Below are 21,848 nucleotides of genomic sequence, written 5' to 3'. Positions count from 1 at the left end.
GCGCTGCCGCCCAGGCTCAGAGCGCCTGGTCGTCCTCGCGGATGTAGGCGAGCGGCACCTGCACGGTGACCTCGGTGCCCTCCACCGCGCGAGCTCCCCAGTCGATCGTGCCGGACAGCTCGCCGGTGACGAGGGTCTTGACGATCTGGGTGCCGAGACCCGATCCGACGCGCCCCGGAGGCAGCCCGACGCCGTTGTCGCACACGCGCACGGTGAGCCAGCCGTCGGCACGCTTCGCGGTGATGCGCACCAGCCCGTCGGAGCGGCCGGCGAGCCCGTGCTCCACGGCGTTCGTGACGAGCTCGGTCAGCGCGAGGGCGAGCGGCGTCGCGTAGCCGCTCGGCAGCACCCCGAAGGTGCCCGCGCGCTCGGTCCGCACCTTCGCACCGTGGATCGACGCGAGCTCGCTCGTCAGCTTCATCGCCCGGTCGAAGACCTGGTCGAAGTCGACGGACTGGCTCAGGCCCTCGGACAGCGTGTCGTGCACGACCGCGATGGACGACACCCGCCGCTCCGCGTTCTGCAGTGCCGCGCGCGACTCCTCGCTCTTGGTGCGCCGGGACTGGATGCGCAGCAGCGCGGCGACCGTCTGCAGGTTGTTCTTGACGCGGTGGTGGATCTCGCGGATCGTCGCGTCCTTCGTGATGAGCGTCTGCTCCTGCGCGCGCATGTCGGTGACGTCGCGCACGAGCACGATGGCCCCCAGCCGCTCGGAGCGCAGCCGCAGCGGCACCGCGCGCAACGACAGCGTGACGAGGCGCGTCTCGATGTCGGTGCGCCAGGGCGCCCTGCCGGTCACGACGAGCGGCAGGGCCTCGTCGACCTCGTGCGACTCGTCGATGAGCTCGGTCGCGATCTCCGCCAGCGACTCCCCCTCGAGCTCGCCGCGGAACCCGAGCCTCGTGAACGCCGACAGGGCGTTCGGGCTCGCGAAGGTCACGGTGCCCGCCTGGTCGAGCCGGATGAGGCCGTCGGATGCGCGCGCTGCGCCGCGACGTGGGCCGGAGGGGGCAGCCTGGTCGGGGAAGTCGCCGTCGGCGATCATGCGGAAGAGGTCGTCGGCGCACTCTCGGAACGTGCGCTCCAGCCTGCCGGCACTGCGGGTGTCCGCGTGGTTGGCGTGCCGCGTGATGACGGCGATCGGGCGCGGCACCAGCACGGTCGACGGCTCTGCCTCGCGGCGGCGCACGGGGATCGCGCGCACCTTCGCGTCGGACTCGACTCCCCACTCGGGCGAGTCGGCGCTCAGCGAAACGCCCTCGTCGAAGGCGCGGCCGACCTGCTCGCGCCAGGCGTTCCGCACCGGCTGACCGACGATGTCGCGGTAGAAGAGCGTGGCGGCACCGGCCGGACGCGCATGCTGCACGGCGATGTACCCGTCGTCGTCGCCGGTCGGGAGCCACAGGACGATGTCGCCGATGGCGAGGTCTGCGAGCAGCTGGAAGTCGGCGACCAGCCGGTGCAGCCACCGCAAGTCATGGTCGTCCAGCAGGCCGTAGCGCGCGGCGATCGACGTCAAGCTCGTCACTCCCTCAGCGTAGCGCGGGCAGCCAGCGCCGCCCTGGCCGCTCGGCCGCCCGCAGCGCGGCGCGGCTGGTGGGCTCGGCGGCCGGCACGAGCGTGGTCGCGAACTCCTGCACGCGCCGGCGCAACCGCGAGCGGCCCGCGACGTCGACGAGCGGACGCCCCTCGAGCAGCGCGGCATCGGCGGCGCGGCTGTCGAACGGCCAGCAGGCCTCCGGCGTCAGCGCGGCGAGCCGACGCAGGGTCTCCTGCACCGAGCGCTCGGGCGCGATGCCGATGGCGGAGGCGCGCACCTTGTTCACGATCACCCGCACGTGCGCCTGCGGCACCAGCTCCCGCAGCTCCGGGAGCGCGCGCACCAGCCGAGCCACCCCGACCGCGTCGCCGCCGGCGATCACCACCACCTCGTCGCTCGCCTCCAGGGTCGCGTGCGTCGAGGCATGCCGTCGCGGAGCGAAGAGGTCGCTGGAGATCTCCTCGTCGCGCTCGATGCTGGCGCCGATGTCGACCACCGTGATGTCGGCCCAATCGCGGCAGCGCTCCAGCACCTCCGTCACGCGATCGCCCGCGAGCTCCGGCCAGCGGCTGGCTCGACCGATGCCGGTCAGGACGTGCAGGACACCGCCCATCGTCGGCACCTGCTGGCAGATGCGATCCAGCTCGTCGACCGTCAGGCTCCCCGCGCGCGCGAGGCGGGCGGCGGCGGCGAACCCCGGTGACTCGTCGAGCAGCCCGAGCGCCGGTGCGACCGACGCGCTCGTGGTGTCGGCGTCGACGAGCGCGACGCGCTGACCGAGCAGCGCCAGCTCGGCGGCGAGCGCGATGGCAGCCGTCGTGCGGCCAGGGGCACCGGCCGGCCCCCAGACTGCCACGACGCGGCCGCGCGCACGGACGGGCTCGCGGCCAGCCGGCTCGGAGGGCCTCGCGCGCGCCTCGACCGCCGCGAATCCCTCGGCCCAGGACAGGGACTCGACCCCGAGCGACTGCGCGCGCGTCCGCTCCGCAGCGTCGTCGGCCAGCGCCAGCAGACGCAGCCCGCGCGCATCGCATGCCTCGACCAGCTCGCGGTGCAGGTGCCGCCCGTCAGCCGCGACCAGCACGAGGTCGAGGCTCGGTGCGGCGTCCGGCGCTCTGCCGACGATCCGCTCCACGAGATCAGACGCCGTCGCGGCTCGGATGGCCACGCGGTGGCCGTGCCTGGCTGCCTCCCTCACGATCGCGTCTTCGCGCTCCAGCGGCGCGGAGACGGCGATGCCCATCATGGAGCGCCACCGCCGGGGGTCGCCAGCGGCACGACCGACAGCGCGTGGTCGTTGGACATCGCCTCGAGGAGCACTGACGTCTCGCCGCTCGGCACCAGCAGCTCCAGCTGGCGCGCCGAGGAGGCGAGGATCCCCTCGTCCTCCACCACCGCGACGACGATCGCGTCGTCGACGAGCACGGTCGGCGCCGCAAAGCCCTCCTCCACCGGCGCCGCTGTCCAGATGTCGACGAGCGATCCCGCGCGCACAGCCCTCGGCAGCGCGCCCTGCACGTCGATGACGATCGCGGCGCGATCGGCTCCGGCCGCCGAGCCGAGCGCGCGCACGGGCAGCACCTCGCCCTCACCCACCGTCGAGGCGACGACCATCCCCACCGGGTCGCTCTCCCCGTCCAGGTAGCGATGCTGCGACTGCAGCAGCCGCACCTCGACCCGCTCGACATCGGCCGCGGCGACCGCGTCGCCCGGCAGCAGCGTGCGCGTGGCCGCCCACGCGGTCTCGGTGCGAGCCGACTGCTGCACCACGAACCAGACGCCGGCGAGGGAGGCGAGCACCAGCATCACCCCGATCACCAGCCTCGGATCCATCCAGCTGCGACGCGTCGCCATGCCACCCCTCCCGTTCGATGGCATCAACCTGGCAGGGGGCTCCAGCGGGTCGCTGAAGTTCTCCACAGGCTCTGCTCATCCAGCCCGTGTCTGGCGCACAATGGGGCCCATGCCGTTCGAACCCCGACGTTTCCTCACCGTCGCCGACGTGGCCGAGCTGCTCGACGCGACCCCCAGCGCGGTCGTCGCGCTGCTCGAGGCGCGCGACATCCGGGGCGTGCGGGTCCGCGGCCAGTGGCGAGTCGCCCAGGACGAGGTGCAGGCGTGGGTCGATCGGCAGCTGGAGCTCGAGCGCCGGCGCGCCCTGTGGCGGCAGGCGCAGTCGGCGAGCGTCACGGACCTCTTCGGCGGCCGCTGACGCGGCTCAGGGCAGCCGCACCCAGTCGAAGGCGGCGAACGGCACGATCCGCCAGGTGCGCACCACGCCGAGGCGGGGCCGCTCGCCCGGCTCGTGCACGGCGAGGTCGAGGTGATCGCGGCCGACCCGGTCGATCGTGCCGGCGACGGGCGCGTGGCCCTCGAGGATGACGGAGGCCCGGCGGCGCGCGAGGTCGCGAAGCGCGAACGCGAAGCTCAGTCGGGCCTGCAGGTCGTTCGCCTCGGTGCCCGGCCGCACGGAGGCTGCCGCCCCGTCGCCGTCCAGCACGATCCCGCTGATGGCCTGCAGGGGCACGACGGCGCCGGTCTCAGCAGGCGCGCCGTCGACCACGATCCCGTTCAGCCAATCGCGGCCCAGCGCCATCCGACGCAGGCGCAGGCGCGTGCCGGCGCGCAGCGTGACGTCGAGCAGGCGCGGAGCCGCGGCGATGCGATCGCGGAGCTCGAGCCTGCCGATGCGGAAGCGCTCCTCCTCGGCCCGCAGGTCTCGCTGCTCGGCGCCCAGCTCTGCCTCGAGCTGGCTCTCCAGATCGTCGAACAGATCCTCGAAGCGCACGCTCGCGAATCTACCCGGAGCGCCGCGAGGCTGCCGCGGTTCTCCACAGCGAGCGCGCGCCGGTTGACACGACCGGGAGTAACAGCGTTATCTTCTGCACCTGGACAGCGCCGCGTGGGGCCGTCCCCCAAGCGAGGAGGCTCCATGCGCGCGACGAGACAGCGGATGACCTCGGTCGACGCCGAGGAGTTCTTCGACTTCCAGCCCTGCTCGTCAGCAGACCTCCCGGATCCCGCTCCCCTGCTGGAGAACCTCGCGCGGGGCGTGATCGAGATCCTGCTCGGCGTGCGCGAGGTGCAGCAGATCGCGCGGTGGGTGACAGAGCAGACCTTCGTGCTCCTGACGCAGCGGGCGCTGAGCGCGAAGCAGGCGCGGGCGCGGCGCCCGCAGCGCACGGTACCCGGCTTCGCGATCACCCGCGTGCGCGCGTGCCACACGGCCGACGGCGTGGTCGAGGGGGCTGTGATCGTGCGATCGGCGGGCCGCACGCGAGCGGTGGCGATCCGCCTGGAAGGGCTCGACGGCCGCTGGCGAGCGACCGCGATCGGCGTGCTCTGAGGCGGGCCCGGTGGCCGCGCCGCGCACCCGCCGGCCGCGCCGCGCATCCGCTGACGCTAGGCGCCGGGCTCCCGCTCGCGCACCTCGGGATCCACGGGCTCCGCGCCCGGCACGTCCGCGCTCGCGCGCTCAGCCCGCAGGCGCTCGCGCTCCTCCATCTCGGCGACCTCCGCCTCGAGGCGCTCTCGCGCGTCCGCGCGGTCGTTGATCCGCCGCACCCGGCGGTTGAAGTCCCACAGCAGCAGGATCACGACCGCCGCCACGAGCAGCGTCGCCAAGAAGCCGACCCAACCGGGGGTGACCTGGTTCGGGTCGTAGGGCAGCTCCTGCAGGAACAGGGGGTCCATCAGTCCTCCTCGACGCCCGCGAAGAGGTCGTCCTCCTGGCCGTCGACCCGCACGCGCGATCGCACCAGCTCGTAGTCATCGGTCGGCCACGTCTGCCGCAGCAGATCGTTCGGCCAGAAGAAGAAGCGCGAGTCCGGGTCGACCTGGCTCGCGTGGGCGCGCAGCGCCAGATCGCGCGCCTCGAGGTGGTCGGCGACCGAGACCCGCGTCGTCATGGTCTCACCACGATCGCCCATGCGCTCTGCCCACTCGCGCACGAAGGGCAGTCGCTCGTCCTCCGGCGCGACGGCCTCCAGGGCCGTCAGCAGCGCGCGCAGGCGGGCACCGCTCATGGTGCGGTCGAAGTAGACCTTCTGCACCTCGTGCGGCTCCCCGAGCTCCGGCATGCCTGCCGCCGCGTGCTCGACGGCCCACATCGTGACCTCGTGGCAGCGGATGTGGTCGGGATGCGGGTAGCCGCCCGTCTCGTCGTAGGTGACGACCACCTGCGGCCGCAGTCGGCGGATGAGGCGCACGAGCGGCCGTCCGGAGATCTCGAGCGGGATGGTGGCGAACGACAGCGGCCGCAGCGGGTCGCCCTCGTCGGGCAAGCCGGAGTCGACGTAGCCGAGCCAGGCGTGGTCGATGCCGAGCGCGGCCTGCGCCGCCCCCATCTCCATGCGACGCAGGCCCGTGATGTCGCGAGCGGCGCGGTGGCCCAGCTCGAAGCGCTCGTTGAGCACGCTGCCGCTCTCGCCACCCGTGCACGAGACGACGGTCACCGCAGCACCCTCTGCCGCGTACCGAGCGAGCGTCGCCGCGCCCTTGCTCGACTCGTCATCCGGGTGCGCGTGCACGGCGAGCAGTCGACGCATGGCTTCTTCCCTCCCACAGCGCGCGATGGCGCCGAGGCCCAGCTTCGAGCGCGCTGCCGCGCCCATGGCCCGCCCCAGCACGGCCACGCGGAGGCGCGGCGATAGGCTGGGAGCACTCCCATCATCCCACGGACGAGGCGCCATGACCCAGCTCGATGCCCGCTACGGCCGCACGCGGTCGCGCAGCCGGCGCGAGAAGCTGCTCGGCATCGTCGTGGGCGTCGGCGTCCTGCTCGCGGCGACGCTGTGGGTCTGGTGGGTCGGCACCGATCCGGCGACGACGCAGCTGCAGACGCGCACCATCGGGCACGAGATCGTCGACGAGTCGACGGTGCGCGTGATCTTCGAGGTCTCGGTCGAGGCCGGCACGGCGACGACGTGCGCCGTCGAGGCCCTCAACCCCTCCTTCGGCATCGTCGGCTGGGCGGAGCTCGAGCTCGAGCCGATCGAGGCCTTCACGAGCACGCACGCCGTCGAGGTGCGCACGAGCGAGCTGGCGACCACAGGATTGGTCTCGGAGTGCTGGGTGTCATAGGATGCCACGAGGACCGGCCCACTCGGGGCCGGTTCTGTGCATATCGGGAGACCACATGAACGGCACCACGGAGACCTGGCTGACCCAGGAGGCGTACGACCGCCTGCAGGGTGAGCTCGAGCACCTGCAGGGGCCCGTCCGCGCCGAGATCGCCAAGCGCATCGAAGAGGCCCGCGACGAGGGCGACCTGAAGGAGAACGGCGGCTACCACGCCGCGAAGGACGACCAGGCGCAGATCGAGGCGCGCATCGCCCAGATCACGCAGCTGCTGCGCAACGCCACCGTCGGCGAGGCGCCCCAGGCGAGCGGCGTGGTCGAGCCCGGCACTGTCGTCACGGCGACCATCGCCGGCGACGAGACGACCTTCCTCGTGGGCAACCGCGAGATCGCGGAGGTCGGGGACGACCTCGACGTCTACAGCGAGGCCAGCCCGCTCGGCGCGGCCATCCTCGGCCTGAAGATCGGCGAGAAGGCGTCGTACGAGGCGCCGTCGGGCGCGACCATCGAGGTCGTCGTCACCGACGTGCAGACCTACCGGGGCTGAGCCCCGCACGGAGCGGGCCCCGCGACGCGAGTCGCGGGGCCCGCTCCGTGTCAGGGCCCGCCGCGGTCAGACGATGACGGGTTCGTAGCCCGCGCGGCGCAGTGCCTCGAGCACCCGCTCGGCGTGCTCGGGCCCGCGGGTGGTGACGGAGATGTCGATGGAGACGTCGCTGATCGAGGTCCAGGCGTCGTGCTGCGAGTGCAGCACCTCGACGACGTTCGCCTGCTCGTCCGAGACGATCTGCGCGATGATGGCCAGCTGCCCGGGGCGGTCGGGCAGCGCGATGCGCACCTTGAGGTAGCGCTGCGAGGCGGCGAGGCCGCGCCCGATCACGCGCTCCATGAACAGCGGATCGATGTTGCCCCCGGAGAGCACCGCCACGACCGGCCCCTCGGATGCGACGAGGCCGGTCATGATGGCGGCGGTCGTCACGGCGCCGGCCGGCTCCACCACGAGCTTCGCCCGCTCGAGCAGCATGATCATGGCGCGCGCGATGTCGTCGTCCGAGACCGTCACGATCTCGTCCACCGCCTCGCGGATGATGGCGAAGGGCAGGCTGCCCGGTCGCGACACGGCGATGCCGTCGGCGATCGTCGGCTGCGTCGCGATCGTGGTCGGCTCCCCCGCCTCCAGCGAGGCGACGTACGAGGCCGCGCGCTCCGCCTGGACGCCGATGATGCGCACGGTGCGACCGTCGCGCTCGGCGCGCTGCCGGATCGCGGAGGCGACGCCGGCCGCGAGGCCGCCGCCGCCGATCGGGACGACGACCGTGGTCGCGTCCGGCGCCTGGTCGAGGATCTCGAGGCCGAGCGTGCCCTGGCCCTCGATGATGTCGGCGTGGTCGTAGGGCGGCACGAAGGTGGCGCCGGTGCGCTCGACGTGCTCGATGGCCGCGGCGAGCGCGGTCTGGAACTCGAGCCCGCGGAGCTCGACCGCGGCCCCGTAGTCACGGGTCGCCTGCAGCTTCGGCAGCGCGACGCCCACGGGCATGAAGATGGTGGAGCGCACGCCGAGCTCCGTCGCGGCGAAGGCGACGCCCTGGGCGTGGTTGCCGGCCGACGCGGCGACGACGCCGCGGTCGCGCTGCTCGGCGGTCAGCTTCGAGAGCATGTTGTAGGCGCCGCGGATCTTGTAGGCGCCCGTCCGCTGCAGGTTCTCGCACTTGAGGAGCACCTCGGCGCCGAGCATGCCGCTGAGGTGGCGGGAGAGCTCCATCGGCGTCTCCTGCGCGATGCCGACGAGTCGCGCGCGGGCGCCCTCGAACTCGGCGAGCGTCGGGCCAGGGAGCGGAGGGCGGCCGATCGCGGAGGCCGGCGGTGCCGACGGCGATGCGGCTGCGGGCGAGCCCGGCTGGGGCGTGGCGGCATCGGTCATGTGACGACATCCTCGACGGTGGGGTTCGGGTTCGTGCGCCAGGTGCCCTTGGCGATCGTCTTGACGAAGCTGTTGAGGAACGCCACCACCGGCACAGCGAACAGCGCGCCCGCGATGCCGGCGATGGTGGAGCCCGCCGCCACCGCGAGCACGACCGCGAGCGGGTGCACCTTGACGGCAGTGCCCATGATCAGCGGCTGCAGCACGTGGCTCTCGACCTGCTGCACGAGCAGCACGATGCCGAGCATGATGAGCGCCGGCACGAACCCGAAGGAGACGAGGGCCACCAGGACGGCGATCGCGCCGGTGACGACCGCGCCGATGATGGGGATGAAGGAGCCGAGGAAGACGAGGATCGCGATCGGGATCACGAGCGGCATGCCGCCCTCGAAGAAGAGACCGAGGATGAAGGCGCCGAGGCCGATGCCGACCGCGTCGATGAAGGCCACGAGCACCTGCACGCGCACGAAGTTGCCGAGGGTGACCCACCCGGCCCTCGCGGCGCCGTCGGCGGCGCGCTGCGCGTGCTTCGGCAGCAGGCCGGCGACCCAGCGCCAGATGCCGCGGCCGTCGCCGAGCGTGAAGATGAGGGCGAAGACCGTCAGGATCAGGCCGGCGGCGAAGTGCCCGACGGAGGAGCCCACCGACAGCGCGCTCGAGAGGATCGACGAGAGGTCGTCGCGCAGCGTGCCGAGGATGTTGGTGCCGAAGTCGCGCACATCCTGCTCGGAGATGTCGAACGGCAGCGAGAGGATCCACTGCTGCGTGTCGTTCCAGAAGTCGACGCCTCGCTGCTGCAGCACCGGGTACTCGGCGCGGATCTGGGAGACCGCGAGCCATCCCAGGCCGCCGACGACGATCACCACCCCCACCAGCGCGAGCGCCACGGCGAGGCCGCGGGGCCATCGCGCCCGGACGAGGGCATCGACCACCGGCCCGAGCAGGGCGGTGAGGAGGGCGGCGACGAGCACCGGGATGACGATCAGGCTGAACTGCATGATGAGCCAGATCACGATGGCGCTGGCGGCGGCGATCGCGACGAAGCGCCACGACCAGGCGCCAGCGATCTGCATGCCGCGCGGTACATCCGGATGGGCCCAGGCACGCGGCGCAGCGCGGCCACCGACGTCCTCTGACTGCGTGGTCTCTGGCCGCAGGGCCTCGTCGGAGCGCGAGGCTCCGTCGATGGCGGGCAGCCGCGGCGTGCGGCGGGCGAACAGCATTGCCCGATCCTACGTCCAGGCCGGGGGCGCCTCGGACATGTGTCGGCGGCCGTTGCTAGCCTCGCGACCGTGAAGCCTCGCACGATCTCGGCGGCCCTCGCGCGCCGCATCGCCGTCGCGGCCAGCGGTCTCGACGGCGCGCTGCCCGGCGAGCGAGGGAGGGCGGGCGCCCGGACGCTCGAGCGCACGATCGAGCGTCTCGGGCTGCTGCAGCTCGACTCGGTCAACGTCTTCGAGCGCAGTCACTACCTGCCGCTGCTCGCGCGCCTCGGCCCCTACGACCGCACCACGCTCGATCGGTCGCTGCACCACGATCACGGGCACGGCCTCGGCCGCTTCACCGAGTACGTGGCGCACGAGGCCGCGGTGCTGCCGGTCGACGACTGGCCGCTCTGGGGCTGGAAGCGCGAGCACCCCTACCGGCCGAGCACCCAGCGGTGGGCCGACGAGCACGCGAGCCTCATCGACGACGTGCTGGCCGAGTTCGCCGAGCGGGGGCCCATGCGACCGAGCGAGATGGAGCACCCCGCCCACGAGCGGCTGCCGGGCGGGTGGTGGAACAAGTCCGACGCCTACTGGGCCACCTCGGTGCTCTTCGGCCAGGGGCGACTGGTGACCGTCGGCCGCACGCGCTTCGAGCGGCGCTATGCCGCGGCCGAGGCGGTGCTGCCCGCGGCGGTGCCGGTGGTCGGTCGCTCCGACGCGCAGCGCGAGCTCGTGCGGCGCGCAGCGGTCGCCTTCGGCGTCGCCACCCTCGACGACCTCGCCGACTACTACCGCCTGCGCATCGTCGACGCCAAGGCGGCCGTCCTCGCGCTCGTGGAGGCCGGCGAGCTCGAACCGGTCGAGGTCGAGGGCTGGGGTCGGCCCGCCTACCTGCACGTCGGCGCCCGGCTGCCGCGGCGCATCCGCTCGACCGCGCTGCTCTCGCCCTTCGACCCGCTCGTGTGGTTCCGGCCCCGGGCCGAGCGGATCTTCGGCTTCGCGTACCGGATCTCGATCTACACGCCCGCGGCCCAGCGGCAGCACGGCTACTACGTGCTGCCCGTGCTGGTCGACGACGAGCTCGTCGGTCGCCTCGACCTGAAGAGCGATCGCAGGGCCGGTGTGCTGCGCGTGCAGCACGCGACGATCGAGCCGCAGCACGCGCAGCGCGCGGTCGAGCTCGCCGAGCGCATCGCCCCCGCCCTGGCCGAGGCCGCCGCGTGGCAGGGGCTCGCGCGGATCGAGGTGGCCGGGCCCGGCACGTGGGCGCACGAGGTCGCGGCAGCGCTCTGACGCTCGCGCCGGCGCGATGCCGGCAGCCGGTCGCGCGTCAGAACTGGATGCGGGGCGGCTCGGCGACGGCGCTCGAGTGGTCGACCTCGAAGAACTCGCGCGGGATCGAGAGCGATCCGGCGAACATCGACGCCGGGAAGCGACGGGCCTTCGCGTTCAGCTCACGAGCGCCCGTGTTGTAGTCGCGGCGCCGCGCCTGCGTCTCGTCGTCCAGCGCGGTCAGCGCGGTGCGCGCCTCCCCCGCCTCAGGGCTGCGCGAGCCCGGCGCAGCAGCCTGCACCAGCGGGCGCAGGACGCGCTGCACCTCCGCCTCCGCCTCTGCCTTGGCCGCCGGAGCATCCGATCGCTCGAGCGCGGCGAACGCCTCCGCCACCTGCGCGCGCTGCTGCTCGCTCGCCGAGCCCAGCAGCGGCGCCGCCACCGCCGCGCGCGCCTCGAGCACCGCCGAGAGCGCCGCCCAGCGGTCGTCGACCGTCGACGCCAGCCGGCGGATGGAGCCGCGCGTCGACACGATCCACACCAGCGCGAGGAGCGCGAGCACCACGACGGCGCCGACGACGATCCAGAGGGTGAGCATGGGATCCATGCCTCCCACTCTAGAGCCGAGCAGCCGAGGGGTCAGTCGCCGAGCACCCGTCGAGTCCAAGCGCTGGCGAACAGCCGCTCCGGGTCGAGCCGGTCGCGCGCCGCGAGGAACTCGGCGAACCCCGGCACCCGCTCGGCGAGCTGCGGCGCACGCAGCGAGTGGTGCTTGCCCCAGTGCGGGCGACCGTCGTGCGCGAGGAGGATCGGCTCGACGAGCTCGAACAGCGGCCGGGGATCCTCGCGCCACCAGCGGTGCGCGGCGATGTAGGCCGTGTCACGGCCACGCGCGGTCGAGAGCAAGGCGGTGTCGGCGGCGGTCGCCCGCATCTCGAACGGGAAGGTGGGGGTGAGGTCGGCGCGTCGCAGCGCACGGGCCACCTCGCGCAGCGCCTCGGGCAGCGCCTCGACCGGGATGCCGTACTCGAGCTCGCGGAACCGCACGGCGCGCTCCGCGACGAACACGCTGTGGCTCGGCTCGACGAAGCGCCCGCGCGCCATCCCGCGCGCGGCGACCGCGTTGATGGCCCGCGACGCCGCCGGCACGAGCGCACCGGCGGCCAGCAGCGCCCGATGGCCGACGTCGGTGAGCACGCGCTCGTCGATGAAGCGCCCGAGCGCCGAGCGAGGTGAGAGCGGGCCCTCGACGCGGCTGTTCGACTTCGTCACCGCGAGCGCGGTGCCGGCGAACCAGTAGAACTCGAAGTGATCGGTGCGCTCGAGCAGGCCCATCCAATCGCCCAGCACGGCCTCGAGCTCTACGGCCGCCTCGATCGCCTCGAGCGCGAAGGCCGGCACGCACTGCAGCGTCACGTCGACCAGCACGCCGAGCACACCGAGACCCAGCCGCACCGCGTCGAGCAGCTCCGGCTGCTCGGTCTCGCTCACGCGCACGACCGCGCCGGCTGCGGTGACGAGGGTCACGGCGACGACGGATGCGCCGATCGACCGGTGGAGGATGCCGGTGCCGTGCGTGCCGGTCGAGATGGCCCCCGCGATGGTCTGGCGATCGATGTCGCCGAGGTTGTCGAGCGCGAGGCCCCGGGCCTCCAGCAGCGTCGACAGCTCGCGGATGGTCGTGCCCGCCAGGACCGTGACGCGGCCGCGCTCCACGTCGTGGGCGAGGATCCCGCGCATCGCGTCGACGCTCAGCTGCGCGTCGTCAGGACGGGCGGCTGCCGAGAAGGAGTGGCTGCTGCCGAGCGGCCGGATGGTGCCGCTGCGCTCGCGCACGCGCACGATGGCGCGCCGCACCTCGTCGACGGTCGCGGGCGCGAGCAGCTCGCTCGGCTCCGCCCGTTGCGAGCGCGCCCAGTTCGACCAGGTCACAGCAGCTCCCTCCCCTCTCCACGATACGTGGGGACCGCGCCGGCCGCGGCGTCGCCGACGATCACCTGGAGCTCGCGCACCCGCTCGTTCGGCTCGCCGGACTTCGCCGGGCGCATCCACACCCGGTCGCCGAGCCGCATCCGGTCGGCGGCGCGACCGAGCACAGGGGTCTGCACCTCGCCGGCGCCCTCCGCGGGATCGAGGCGGAGCCCCGCGGGCCAGGCGATGACCGGGCTGCGATGGCGGCCCGGCGGGCCGGAGGCGATCCAGCCGCCGCCGAGCAGGGTGGCGACGCCCGGCGCCGGCTTGCGGACGACGGGCAGTGCGAAGCCCAGCGCCGGTGCGGGCATGAAGCGGCGGTAGCCGTCGAAGAGGTGACCGCCGAGCAGCCCGCTCCCCGCGCCGATCTCTGTCACGGCGGGATCGGCGGCGGTGGTCTCGATCGAGCCGGTGCCGCCGCCGTTGACGAACTCGAGCGGCGCCACCTCGCGCACCGCGGCGACGGCGGCCGTGCGGCGCTCGAGGAGGTCGGAGACCGACAGCCGCTGCATCGCCCGCACCGCGAACGCGGGAGCGATGCCGCGGTGGCGCGCGCTCTGCACGCCGGCGACCTGCGCCTCGTAGGACATCACGCCGACGAGCGCGAAGCCCTGCCGATCGACCACCGCCGTCGCCAGGGCGCGCATCTGCTCGGGCGTGTGCAGCGGCGAGCGGCGCACGCCAGCGCGCAGCGGCCCGAGCGCCAACCCTGAGTCGAGCTCGATCGCGACGCGGATGCGCGCGTGCCCCGGCGCCGCGCGGTCGATCGCGTCGAGGTGCTCGACGCTGTCGATCATGAGCGTGACGCGCTCGAGCGCGCGCTCGTCGGCGGCCAGCGCCCGGATGGACGCGACGTCGACCGTCGGGTAGCCCATCAGCACGTCGTCCACGGTCTCGGCCAGCCACAGCGCCTCGGAGAGTGTCGCCGCGAGCGCGCCGCGCCAGCCCGGCGTCGCGAGGACCGCCTCGATCACCGGGCGCGACCGCACCGACTTGGTCGCGAGCCGCAAGGTGGTGCCCTCGGCGCGGCGGACCATGTCGCGCGCGTTGTGCGCGAGCGCCTCGAGCGAGAGCGCCGCGAGCGGAGCGTCGAGGTGCGCGACCGCGGCATCCATCCGCTCCCAGTGGCCGTCGGCGCTCCAGGCTCCCGCCGCTACGAGGTCGAGGCTCATCGAGCGCGACCGAGCCCGAGGACCTGCGCCTGCGCTGCGTCTCGCGCCACGGTTGCTCCGATGCTGCGGAGGACCGCCCTATGACGATTCTTCACGTCTACAGGATACGACAGCGCCGCGGCCTCCGGGGAGGGCGCGGCGCTGTCGTCGGATGGTGCCTAGGCGTCGACCGGCGGCTTCGGTCGCGAGGCGAAGGTCTCGAAGGCCACGCGCGGCTGCTCGCGGTCCGAGATCTCGACGATGTCGCGGCCCAGCCAGAACTGCGCCCACCAGTCGCCGAAGACGCGCCACTTGCGCTCCCACATCGGCATCGCCAAGCCGTGGTAGCCGCGGTGCGCGAGCCAGGCGAGCGGCCCCTTGATGGCGATCTTGCCCTTCTGGAAGACGCCGTTCCAGAGTCCGAGGCCCGCGACGGCGCCCTGGTTGTCGTGGATGTACTCGCGCGGCGCCTCGTCGCGCAGGACGGCGACGATGTTCTTCGCGAGCAGCTTGGCCTGGCGGACGGCGTGCTGCGCGTTGGGCACGCAGAACCCACCCGGGCCGGGGGTCTTCGACTTGTCGGGGACCGCCGAGACGTCGCCGGCCGTCCAGGCGTCGGGCACGACCACGCCGTCCTTGGCGACCTGGAGCGTCGCGAGCGCGGTGACGCGGCCCCGCTCGTCGAGCGGCAGATCGGTCGCGCGCACGACCGGGTTCGCCATCACGCCGGCGGTCCAGATGATCAGGTCGGAGCCGAAGCGCTCACCGGTCGACAGCTCGACGACGCCGTCGACGGCGCCCTGCAGCTGGGTCTCGAGGTGCACGTCGACGCCCCGCTTGCGCAGATCCTCGACCACCCACAGCGCCGTCTGCTCGCTGACCTCCGGCATGATGCGACCCATGGCCTCGACGAGGTGGAAGCGCACCTCCTCGAAGGAGATCTCGCGGAAGCGCGAGAGCAGGTGGGTCGCGAAGTCGCGCAGCTCCGCGATCGTCTCGATGCCGGCGAAGCCGCCACCCACGACGGTGACCGTCAGCAGCCGGTCGCGCTCGGGCCCGACGGGCAGCGCCGCAGCCTTGGCGAAGTTCGAGATCAGGCGGTCGCGCACGGCGACGGCCTCCTCGATGGTCTTCATGCCGATGGCCTCGTCGGCGACGCCGGCGATCGGGAAGGTGCGCGAGACCGAGCCCGCGGTCATGACGACGACGTCGTACTCGAGCGTCCACTCGTCGCCCAGCTCGGGCTTGATGGTCGCGACCTTGTTCGCGTGGTCGACGTAGGTGACCTTCGCCTGCACGACACGGGTGCGGTGCAGGTGGCGGCGCAGCGGCACCACCGCGTGGCGCGGCTCGATCGAACCGACCGCGACCTCCGGCAGGAACGGCAGGTAGGTCATGTAGGGCAGCGGGTCGACGACGATGATCTCCGCCTCCGAGTCACCCAGCTGACGCTCGAGCCCTCGTGCGGTGTACAGGCCGGCGTAGCCGCCTCCGACGATCAGGATCTTGTTCACAGACGCACTTCTTCCCCGGTATCAGATGTGGATTGCTCCTGATTCTACCGTCTCCAGGATGCCGAGCTCGCGGGCGTCAGCGGCGGTCGGCGTCAGCGCGAGGGCCGCGGGCATCCGGGGCGCAGGCGCACGCGGCCGGCGACCAGTCGCCCAGCTCGAGCGTGCGATCCCCCATCGGGTTGACGCCGGGGCCCGCCGCGAGCGCGTGGGCCAGCACGGCGTGCAGGCACTTCACGCGCGTCGGCATGCCGCCGGCACTGATCCCGGCGATCTCCTCGACGTGCCCGTGGGCCTCCCGCGCCGCGAGGTACGCAGCGTGGGCCGCGGCATACGCATCCGCCACCGCCGGCTCCTCGAGCTGGGCCTGCAGCTGCGCCATGGTGCCGTCGGCCTCGAGCCGAGAGGCGGATGCGGCTGCCGCCGGGTGCGTCAGGTAGTAGAAGGTCGGGAAGGGGGTGCCGTCGGGCAACCGCGGGCTCGTCACGACCACGGTCGGCGCATCGCAGGCGCAGCGGGCGCCCACACCGAGCACACCGCGCATCGTGCGGCCGAGCTGGAGCGCCATGATCTCGAGGTCGCGGTCGCTGGCCGGATCGATCGGGGCCGCGGCCTGCGGAGGGAGGGCTGCCTCGTTCACTCGGGCTCCGGTGCGGTGCCGAGCGAGCCCGGCGCCTGGTTCGTGAGCCCGGCGAGCAGGACGGAGGTCGCGGCGCTGGTCGACCAGTCGCTGCTGGGCGCCTCGATGGTCGCGGACGGCACATCGGTCGGGGCCGTCTCGAGCGCCGAGCGGTCGTCGAGCAGGACGAAGCTGGTCTCCCCCGGATAGACGAAGAAGAGCCGGTCGCGCGCCTGCGCCTCGATGTAGGCGGGGTCGTCCCAGCGAGCCACCTCGGTCTCGAGCGACTCGACGTTGGCCTGCTGCGCGGCCACCTGCGCCTCGAGCGCGGCGATGTCGCGGCGCTGCTCGAGCAGCAGGCCCACCGTCGGCGCGAGCACGACGAAGCCCGCCACCACGAGGCCGACGACGACCAGCAGCAGCCACGAGACGCGCAGCTGCCCGAGGGCGACATCAGACGAGGAGGGCACCCGCCGATGCTACCGGCGAGTGCCCTCCTAAGACGGCCGAACCGCGGTCAGTCGCCGATGCGTCAGCCCTCGAAGCGCGGGTAGGCGCCGGCGCCGGCGTACTCCGCCGCGTCGCCGAGGTCCTCCTCGATGCGCAGCAGCTGGTTGTACTTGGCGACGCGCTCGCTGCGGGCGGGAGCGCCGGTCTTGATCTGACCGCAGTTCACGGCCACCGCGATGTCGGCGATCGTGGTGTCCTCGGTCTCGCCCGAGCGGTGGGAGAGCACGGATCCGTACCCGGCCTGGGTCGCGATGCGGATCGCGTCGAAGGTCTCCGACAGCGTGCCGATCTGGTTGAGCTTGACGAGCAGCGCGTTGGCGGCGCCGCGCTCGATGCCGTCGACGAGGCGCTCGGGGTTCGTGACGAAGAGGTCGTCGCCGACCAGCTGCACGCGGTCGTCGAGGGTCTCGGTCAGCGATGCCCAGCCGTCCCAGTCGTCCTCGTCCAGCGGGTCCTCGATCGAGACGAGCGGGTAGGCATCGACGAGCTCGGTGAAGTAGGAGGCCATGTCGGCGCTCGAGCGATCCTGCCCCTCGAAGCGGTAGACGCCGTTCTCGAAGAACTCGCTCGCGGCGACGTCCATGCCGAGGGCGATGTCGGTGCCCGGCGTGAAGCCGGCCTTCTCGATCGCCTGCACGAGCAGGTCGAGCGCCTGGCGGTTGCTCGGCAGGTCGGGCGCGAAGCCGCCCTCGTCGCCGAGGCCCGTCGCGAGCCCCTGCTCCTTCAGGATCGCCTTGAGCGTGTGATAGGTCTCCGCACCCCAGCGCAGGCCCTCGCGGAACGACTCCGCGCCGATCGGCAGGATCATGAACTCCTGCACGTCGACGCCGGTGTCGGCGTGCGCGCCGCCGTTGATGACGTTCATCATCGGCACCGGCAGCAGGAAGGCGTTCGGGCCGCCCAGGTAGCGGAACAGCGGGAGGCGCGACGAGTCGGCCGCGGCCTTCGCGACGGCGAGCGAGACGCCGAGGATGGCGTTGGCGCCCAGGTTCTTCTTGTTGTCGCTGCCGTCGAGCTCGATCAGCGTCGAGTCGATGAGTCGCTGGTCGTCCGCGACCATGCCCTCGATCGCCTCCGCGATCTCCTCGTTCACGGCGTCGACGGCCTGCTCGACGCCCTTGCCGAGGTAGCGCGCGCTGTCGCCGTCGCGCAGCTCGTAGGCCTCGAAGGCGCCGGTCGAGGCACCGGAGGGCACCGCGGCGCGGCCGACGGAGCCGTCGGAGAGCAGCACCTCGACCTCGACGGTCGGGTTGCCGCGCGAGTCGAGGATCTCGCGAGCCTGCAGGGTGTCGATGAGTGCCACAAGTGCTCCTTGGGAATCGCAGTGGATGGCCAGCACTGAGCCTAGTCCCGGCGGCATCCGCGCCACACCGAGTCAGCACAGGAGCGCAGTTATCAACAGGTGCCGTGCGACGCACGACCGCCGCGTCGGGTTCGTCCACACTTGGACCGGCACTTGACGAGACAGGACCTGCCACGATGAGCGAGCCGGAGAGCAGACCGCGAGCGAGCGAGACCGTCGCCGTGCTCGATCGCTACAAGATCTACTCCGGGCAGCTCTCGAAGGCGCTCGCCGAGGCCTTCGGCATCGGCCTCATCCTCTGCCTGCTGCTGCTGACGGTCTCCTGGCTCATCGGCCGTGCCCCCGCACCCGGCGTGCGGGTGGACACCGATCCCTTCAGCGGCAACGACAGCTCGATCGGCCCCGCGTTCGCAGCGGCGCTCGCGGTCTCCATCGGGCTGCAGCTCCTCGTGCGCTCCCCCAAGGACGAGCGGCACTGGAACACCCGTGATCAGCGGGCACACCTGCTCTTGCTCGGCGGCATCGCCCGCATGGTCGCCATCGGCACCGCCACCGGTGGCTTCACCCTCATCGTCCCAGGCTTCTTCCACCAGCTCGCCACCAGCGCGAGGACGCCGATCGACCTGATCACCCCGCTCGGCGCCGCAGCACTCGTGCTCCTCATCGTCGCGATCGCCTCGGATGCCGCGGTCGCCTCGGGTGCCGGGAGCTCCAGCGAAGAGATGCTCTCGGGCTGGAACGAGATCCGCAAGACGCAGATCGGCGAAGCGCTGCGTCGACTGGGGTCCGCCCGAGCGGCGTCCCCGAGTCGTCGTCAGCGAGCATGGGGGTACGCGCTGACGGCCACCGCGACCGCCGCCGCGGTCACCGCCTGCTCGCTCTGGAACATCGGAGACTGGCTCACCGCGGCGGTGAGCGCGCTCCTCGCGACGGTGATCCTCGCCGCGCTGATCCGCACGAGCGTCGAGACGCTGCGGAGGATCGCCGACGACCAGCCCATCGTCCTGGCGATCGAGGGGATCGTCTTCGCCCTGCTCTTCCTCGTCTACCTCGCCGTCATCGCGATCGTGCACTTCCCTCTCGTGCAGGACACGACAGGCTCGCGCGACCTCGTGCTGTTCCTGATCATGATGGTCGTCGCTTGCCTCGCCCCTGCGGCGAGCTGGCTGGTGCTCGTGACGCCCGCTCGGTGGCTGCCGTTCGACGCGCCGCTGATCGCGGCGGCGAGGGCGAGGCTGCTGGCGGAGCTCGAGAAGCTGGGCCGCAAGCGCACGACCGCGCAGCCTCCGTGGTGGAACCTGTCGAAGGCCGCGATCCTCTGCAGTGCGTTCTTCCCGCTCGGGCCGATCCTCGCGCTCCTGGCGCACCGGATCTGCGTCACCACCTCGGGTGCACGCCCCGACGCTCTCCTTCGATGGGCGATCTACACGACCATCCTCGTCCCAGTGGCGATCGTCGTGCTGCTGCTCGGCGTGCCCCTGGCGGCCCTCGGCTTCGGGTGGATCACGCTCTAAGCCTCGTCGTCCGCGTCGACGAGCAGGCTGCGTCGGCGCCCGTCACTCGATGGGCTTGACCTCCAGCGTGGTCGCCGTGGTGCCGGGGCGCACGAACGCGAAGTGGGTGGCGCCGGATGCGGCGAGCTGCTCGAGCAGCAACGTCGCGTTCTTCGGGCGTCGCTGCATGCGCACCGTCTGACCGGCCGCCACCAGCTCGCGCTTGATGGCCACCGCATCCGCGGGCTCGACCGCCTTGTCGACCAGCAGCGCGATGGTCTCGCTTGCCGCCTCGGGCGGGAGCGCCACGAGGTCGACCAGGCGCTCGAACCCGAGCGAGATGCCGACGGCCGGCAGCTCCTGGCCGAGGAAGCGCCCGACCATGCCGTCGTAGCGGCCGCCGCCGCCGATCGAGAAGGGCAGCTCGGGGTGCGCGATCTCGAAGATCGGGCCCGTGTAGTAGCCCATGCCTCGCACCAGCGTCGGGTCGAACTCGAGGCGGATGCCCGCGCTCGCGCCCAGCAGCTCGCGCACCGGGGCGAGCACCGCCGCGTCGAAGCCGTCGAGCGGTGCAGGGGCAGCGCCCTCGCCACCGGTCTCGACCATGGCCCGGATCGCCTCGAGCGTCGCGAGCAGCCGCTCGCCGTCGATGCCTCGGGCGCCCAGCTCGGCCACGACCCCCTCGGCGCCGATCTTGTCGAGCTTGTCGACGGTGATGAGCGCGCCCTCGCGCAGCCCCTCCTCCACCCCCGCGTGCTCCAGCGCGGCGAACAGGATGCGCCGATCGTTGATGCGGATGAAGGCGTCCGGGATGCCGAGCCGCGTGAGCGCATCGCCCGTCGCGGCGAGGATCTCGAGCTCCGCCGTGATGCCCGGCTCGCCCGCGATGTCGATGTCGCACTGCATGAACTGCCGGTAGCGACCGCGCTGGGGGCGCTCGGCCCGCCACACGGGCGCGATCTGGATCGCCCGGAAGACCGGCGGCAGGCTCGCGCGGTGGGTGGCGATGAAGCGTGCCAGCGGCACCGTCAGGTCGAAGCGCAGACCGAGGTCGGCGAGGTCGAGCGGCGCCGCAGCCTCGCGCAGGTCGTCGACGCCCAGGCCCCGTCGCATGACGGCGAAGGCGAGCTTCTCGTTGTCGCCGCCGAGACCCGCGTGCAGTCGCGCGGCGTCCTCGACCACGGGCGTCTCGATCTCCTCGAAGCCGTGGTGCTCGTACGCACCCCTGATGACGCGCAGCACGCGCTCGCGCACGCGCTTCTCGACCGGCAGGAAGTCGCGCATGCCGCGCGGCGGGTTCACCTGGGATGCCATGCCCCCATCCTCCCGCACGCGACACGCGCTGCGCGTCAGCGCAGCATCCGGCGCCGCGCGCGCCCGAGTGCGACGATGTGCCTCGTGCGACGACGTTGGCCCTTCCACGACCAGGCTGTGCCCGTGATCGCCTGGCGCGTCGCGATCCTGCTCATCGCGGTCGTCGCCGAGGGCTGGAACATCAGGAACATGCTCGCGAGCGGCGAGCGGGCCAGCGAGCACTTCGCCTACTTCACGGTGCAGTCGAACCTGCTCGTGATCGTCGTGATGGCATGGATGCTGCTGGTGCCGCAGGAGCGCAGGCCGCGGTGGTTCGACCACCTGCGCGGGGCGGCGACCGCCTACATCGTGCTCACCGGCGTCGTCTACGCGGTGCTGCTGGCGCAGCCCGACGAGGTCTGGTCGTGGTCGGTCGACTTCACGAACGCCGCGCAGCACCGCATCGTCCCGTGGCTGGTCGGCCTCGACTGGCTGCTCGTGGCGACCCGTCGACGGATCGTCGTGCGCCGCGCGGTGTGGTGGATGCTCTACCCGATCGCCTACCTCGCCTGCTCGCTGCTGCGCGGTGCGCTCATCGACGGCTGGTACCCATACCCGTTCCTCGACCCGGGCGAGCACGGGGGCTGGGCCGGGCTGCTGTGGCCGACCGGGCAGGTGCTCATCGCGTTCTTCGTCGGCATCCTGCTGGTGGCGGCCGTCGGGCGCGCTCGCTACCGGGAGCCGGCCGCCGATGCCGCGCCGAGTCCCTCGGGCGCCGCTTCGACGTGATCCTCGACGCGGTCGGCACCCTCACTCCTGCCCAGCTCGCGCACGGCGAGCTCGATCCGGTGCTGCAGGAGGCGATGCCGCTCGACGACATCGTCAGGGCGTACGAGATCGTCGACGCACGCCGCAAGGTCGAGAACCTGGTCGTGCGGCCGTGACGACCGCCCCGGGATCGCCGCGCAGCGACGACG

Annotated in this window: 24 protein-coding genes; 8 read left to right on the top strand and 16 right to left on the bottom strand. The window is 72.7% G+C overall.

The genetic code is table 11. The features are described from left to right. Window positions 1–16: 16 nt before the first annotated feature. From AA0Z99_RS01775 to AA0Z99_RS01765, 3 genes are read right to left on the bottom strand one after another with little or no spacing between them, the layout of a single operon-like run. The gene (locus AA0Z99_RS01775) at window positions 17–1,528 is read right to left on the bottom strand and encodes a sensor histidine kinase (RefSeq protein WP_413318890.1); all 1,512 of its coding nucleotides are present in this window, start codon (window positions 1,526–1,528) and stop codon (window positions 17–19) included. Window positions 1,529–1,532: 4 nt separating this feature from the next. Beyond that, on the bottom strand, window positions 1,533–2,786 hold the full coding sequence (locus tag AA0Z99_RS01770; protein WP_413318888.1) for an AAA family ATPase: 1,254 nt from the start codon (window positions 2,784–2,786) through the stop codon (window positions 1,533–1,535). Beyond that, a complete protein-coding gene (locus tag AA0Z99_RS01765; RefSeq protein ID WP_413318886.1) occupies window positions 2,783–3,394 on the bottom strand; it encodes a hypothetical protein in 612 nt (203 codons plus the stop codon). The genes AA0Z99_RS01770 and AA0Z99_RS01765 overlap by 4 nt, the downstream gene beginning before the upstream one ends. 109 nt (window positions 3,395–3,503) lie before the next feature. Here AA0Z99_RS01765 and AA0Z99_RS01760 point away from each other — a divergent pair, with 109 nt between their 5' ends. Then, window positions 3,504–3,752, top strand: a complete 249-nt coding sequence (locus tag AA0Z99_RS01760) for a helix-turn-helix domain-containing protein (protein WP_413318884.1) — start codon at window positions 3,504–3,506, stop codon at window positions 3,750–3,752. Between the two features lie 6 nt (window positions 3,753–3,758). On the opposite strand, the gene AA0Z99_RS01755 is transcribed toward AA0Z99_RS01760, so the two are convergent. Next, window positions 3,759–4,328 carry a hypothetical protein gene (locus AA0Z99_RS01755; RefSeq protein ID WP_413318882.1) on the bottom strand — a complete coding sequence of 190 codons (570 nt, stop codon included), beginning with the start codon at window positions 4,326–4,328 and terminating at the stop codon, window positions 3,759–3,761. 144 nt (window positions 4,329–4,472) lie between these two features. Between AA0Z99_RS01755 and AA0Z99_RS01750 the strand changes: the two genes are divergently transcribed. Continuing rightward, window positions 4,473–4,886: an Rv3235 family protein gene (locus tag AA0Z99_RS01750; RefSeq protein ID WP_413318880.1), complete on the top strand. Its 414-nt coding sequence runs from the start codon at window positions 4,473–4,475 to the stop codon at window positions 4,884–4,886. Between the two features lie 56 nt (window positions 4,887–4,942). Here AA0Z99_RS01750 and AA0Z99_RS01745 read toward each other — a convergent pair whose 3' ends face one another. Together AA0Z99_RS01745 and mca are read right to left on the bottom strand one after the other, a co-directional pair. Next, on the bottom strand, window positions 4,943–5,233 hold the full coding sequence (locus tag AA0Z99_RS01745) for a hypothetical protein (protein ID WP_413318878.1): 291 nt from the start codon (window positions 5,231–5,233) through the stop codon (window positions 4,943–4,945). Next, entirely contained in the window at window positions 5,233–6,087 is an 855-nt protein-coding gene (mca, locus tag AA0Z99_RS01740; protein ID WP_413318876.1) for a mycothiol conjugate amidase Mca, read from the bottom strand. The genes AA0Z99_RS01745 and mca overlap by 1 nt, the downstream gene beginning before the upstream one ends. Window positions 6,088–6,229: 142 nt before the next feature. On the opposite strand from mca, the gene AA0Z99_RS01735 reads away from it, so the two are divergent. Beyond that, complete coding sequence (locus AA0Z99_RS01735; RefSeq protein ID WP_413318874.1) at window positions 6,230–6,622, top strand: DUF4307 domain-containing protein; 393 nt, start codon at window positions 6,230–6,232, stop codon at window positions 6,620–6,622. 55 nt (window positions 6,623–6,677) lie between these two features. Further along, the gene (gene greA / locus AA0Z99_RS01730; protein WP_413318872.1) at window positions 6,678–7,166 is read left to right on the top strand and encodes a transcription elongation factor GreA; all 489 of its coding nucleotides are present in this window, start codon (window positions 6,678–6,680) and stop codon (window positions 7,164–7,166) included. 66 nt (window positions 7,167–7,232) lie between these two features. On the opposite strand, the gene ilvA is transcribed toward greA, so the two are convergent. Then, window positions 7,233–8,540, bottom strand: a complete 1,308-nt coding sequence (gene ilvA, locus AA0Z99_RS01725; RefSeq protein WP_413318870.1) for a threonine ammonia-lyase — start codon at window positions 8,538–8,540, stop codon at window positions 7,233–7,235. Next, on the bottom strand, window positions 8,537–9,763 hold the full coding sequence (locus AA0Z99_RS01720) for an AI-2E family transporter (protein ID WP_413318868.1): 1,227 nt from the start codon (window positions 9,761–9,763) through the stop codon (window positions 8,537–8,539). Before AA0Z99_RS01720 ends, ilvA begins: the two co-directional genes overlap by 4 nt. 69 nt (window positions 9,764–9,832) lie before the next feature. Here AA0Z99_RS01720 and AA0Z99_RS01715 point away from each other — a divergent pair, with 69 nt between their 5' ends. After that, window positions 9,833–11,041: a winged helix-turn-helix domain-containing protein gene (locus AA0Z99_RS01715; RefSeq protein WP_413318866.1), complete on the top strand. Its 1,209-nt coding sequence runs from the start codon at window positions 9,833–9,835 to the stop codon at window positions 11,039–11,041. Window positions 11,042–11,078: 37 nt separating this feature from the next. Here the strand turns inward: AA0Z99_RS01715 and AA0Z99_RS01710 are convergent, their stop codons facing one another. From AA0Z99_RS01710 to eno, 7 genes are all read right to left on the bottom strand, one after another. After that, on the bottom strand, window positions 11,079–11,627 hold the full coding sequence (locus AA0Z99_RS01710; RefSeq protein WP_413318865.1) for a LemA family protein: 549 nt from the start codon (window positions 11,625–11,627) through the stop codon (window positions 11,079–11,081). Between the two features lie 32 nt (window positions 11,628–11,659). Next, on the bottom strand, window positions 11,660–12,952 hold the full coding sequence (locus AA0Z99_RS01705) for a D-arabinono-1,4-lactone oxidase (RefSeq protein WP_413318863.1): 1,293 nt from the start codon (window positions 12,950–12,952) through the stop codon (window positions 11,660–11,662). Then, complete coding sequence (locus AA0Z99_RS01700) at window positions 12,949–14,163, bottom strand: alanine racemase (protein ID WP_413318861.1); 1,215 nt, start codon at window positions 14,161–14,163, stop codon at window positions 12,949–12,951. Before AA0Z99_RS01700 ends, AA0Z99_RS01705 begins: the two co-directional genes overlap by 4 nt. Before the next feature lie 158 nt (window positions 14,164–14,321). Beyond that, window positions 14,322–15,656 (bottom strand): NAD(P)/FAD-dependent oxidoreductase, encoded by a 1,335-nt coding sequence (locus AA0Z99_RS01695; protein ID WP_413318860.1) that lies wholly within the window; start codon window positions 15,654–15,656, stop codon window positions 14,322–14,324. Window positions 15,657–15,732: 76 nt separating this feature from the next. Beyond that, on the bottom strand, window positions 15,733–16,221 hold the full coding sequence (locus AA0Z99_RS01690; protein ID WP_413320727.1) for a DUF501 domain-containing protein: 489 nt from the start codon (window positions 16,219–16,221) through the stop codon (window positions 15,733–15,735). 68 nt (window positions 16,222–16,289) lie between these two features. Continuing rightward, window positions 16,290–16,742: an FtsB family cell division protein gene (locus AA0Z99_RS01685; protein WP_413318858.1), complete on the bottom strand. Its 453-nt coding sequence runs from the start codon at window positions 16,740–16,742 to the stop codon at window positions 16,290–16,292. Window positions 16,743–16,804: 62 nt separating this feature from the next. After that, window positions 16,805–18,085, bottom strand: coding sequence for a phosphopyruvate hydratase (eno, locus tag AA0Z99_RS01680; RefSeq protein WP_413318856.1), 1,281 nt, complete (start codon window positions 18,083–18,085; stop codon window positions 16,805–16,807). A gap of 176 nt (window positions 18,086–18,261) precedes the next feature. On the opposite strand from eno, the gene AA0Z99_RS01675 reads away from it, so the two are divergent. After that, the gene (locus AA0Z99_RS01675) at window positions 18,262–19,599 is read left to right on the top strand and encodes a hypothetical protein (RefSeq protein WP_413318854.1); all 1,338 of its coding nucleotides are present in this window, start codon (window positions 18,262–18,264) and stop codon (window positions 19,597–19,599) included. A gap of 42 nt (window positions 19,600–19,641) precedes the next feature. Here AA0Z99_RS01675 and AA0Z99_RS01670 read toward each other — a convergent pair whose 3' ends face one another. Further along, complete coding sequence (locus AA0Z99_RS01670) at window positions 19,642–20,892, bottom strand: histidine--tRNA ligase (RefSeq protein WP_413318852.1); 1,251 nt, start codon at window positions 20,890–20,892, stop codon at window positions 19,642–19,644. A gap of 84 nt (window positions 20,893–20,976) precedes the next feature. On the opposite strand from AA0Z99_RS01670, the gene AA0Z99_RS01665 reads away from it, so the two are divergent. Both AA0Z99_RS01665 and AA0Z99_RS01660 read left to right on the top strand, forming a co-directional pair. Then, window positions 20,977–21,660, top strand: a complete 684-nt coding sequence (locus AA0Z99_RS01665; RefSeq protein WP_413318850.1) for a Pr6Pr family membrane protein — start codon at window positions 20,977–20,979, stop codon at window positions 21,658–21,660. Then, window positions 21,657–21,815, top strand: a complete 159-nt coding sequence (locus AA0Z99_RS01660) for a hypothetical protein (RefSeq protein WP_413318849.1) — start codon at window positions 21,657–21,659, stop codon at window positions 21,813–21,815. The genes AA0Z99_RS01665 and AA0Z99_RS01660 overlap by 4 nt, the downstream gene beginning before the upstream one ends. The last annotated feature ends 33 nt before the right edge of the window (window positions 21,816–21,848 follow it).

Origin of the sequence: Agrococcus phoenicis (genome assembly GCF_047302415.1) — a bacterium.
Lineage (GTDB): Bacteria > Actinomycetota > Actinomycetes > Actinomycetales > Microbacteriaceae > Agrococcus.
This window is presented reverse-complemented; position numbering and strand designations above follow the sequence as displayed.

Coding starts and splice junctions, on each gene's coding strand:
- AA0Z99_RS01670 (WP_413318852.1), bottom strand. CDS start 20,892: ATGGCATCCCAGGTGAACCCGCCGCGCGGCATGCGCGACTTCCTGCCG.
- greA (WP_413318872.1), top strand. CDS start 6,678: ATGAACGGCACCACGGAGACCTGGCTGACCCAGGAGGCGTACGACCGC.
- AA0Z99_RS01690 (WP_413320727.1), bottom strand. CDS start 16,221: ATGGCGCTCCAGCTCGGCCGCACGATGCGCGGTGTGCTCGGTGTGGGC.
- ilvA (WP_413318870.1), bottom strand. CDS start 8,540: ATGACCGATGCCGCCACGCCCCAGCCGGGCTCGCCCGCAGCCGCATCG.
- AA0Z99_RS01735 (WP_413318874.1), top strand. CDS start 6,230: ATGACCCAGCTCGATGCCCGCTACGGCCGCACGCGGTCGCGCAGCCGG.
- AA0Z99_RS01760 (WP_413318884.1), top strand. CDS start 3,504: ATGCCGTTCGAACCCCGACGTTTCCTCACCGTCGCCGACGTGGCCGAG.
- AA0Z99_RS01770 (WP_413318888.1), bottom strand. CDS start 2,786: ATGATGGGCATCGCCGTCTCCGCGCCGCTGGAGCGCGAAGACGCGATC.
- AA0Z99_RS01675 (WP_413318854.1), top strand. CDS start 18,262: ATGAGCGAGCCGGAGAGCAGACCGCGAGCGAGCGAGACCGTCGCCGTG.
- mca (WP_413318876.1), bottom strand. CDS start 6,087: ATGCGTCGACTGCTCGCCGTGCACGCGCACCCGGATGACGAGTCGAGC.
- AA0Z99_RS01720 (WP_413318868.1), bottom strand. CDS start 9,763: ATGCTGTTCGCCCGCCGCACGCCGCGGCTGCCCGCCATCGACGGAGCC.
- AA0Z99_RS01750 (WP_413318880.1), top strand. CDS start 4,473: ATGCGCGCGACGAGACAGCGGATGACCTCGGTCGACGCCGAGGAGTTC.
- AA0Z99_RS01765 (WP_413318886.1), bottom strand. CDS start 3,394: ATGGCGACGCGTCGCAGCTGGATGGATCCGAGGCTGGTGATCGGGGTG.
- AA0Z99_RS01710 (WP_413318865.1), bottom strand. CDS start 11,627: ATGGATCCCATGCTCACCCTCTGGATCGTCGTCGGCGCCGTCGTGGTG.
- AA0Z99_RS01745 (WP_413318878.1), bottom strand. CDS start 5,233: ATGGACCCCCTGTTCCTGCAGGAGCTGCCCTACGACCCGAACCAGGTC.
- AA0Z99_RS01700 (WP_413318861.1), bottom strand. CDS start 14,163: ATGAGCCTCGACCTCGTAGCGGCGGGAGCCTGGAGCGCCGACGGCCAC.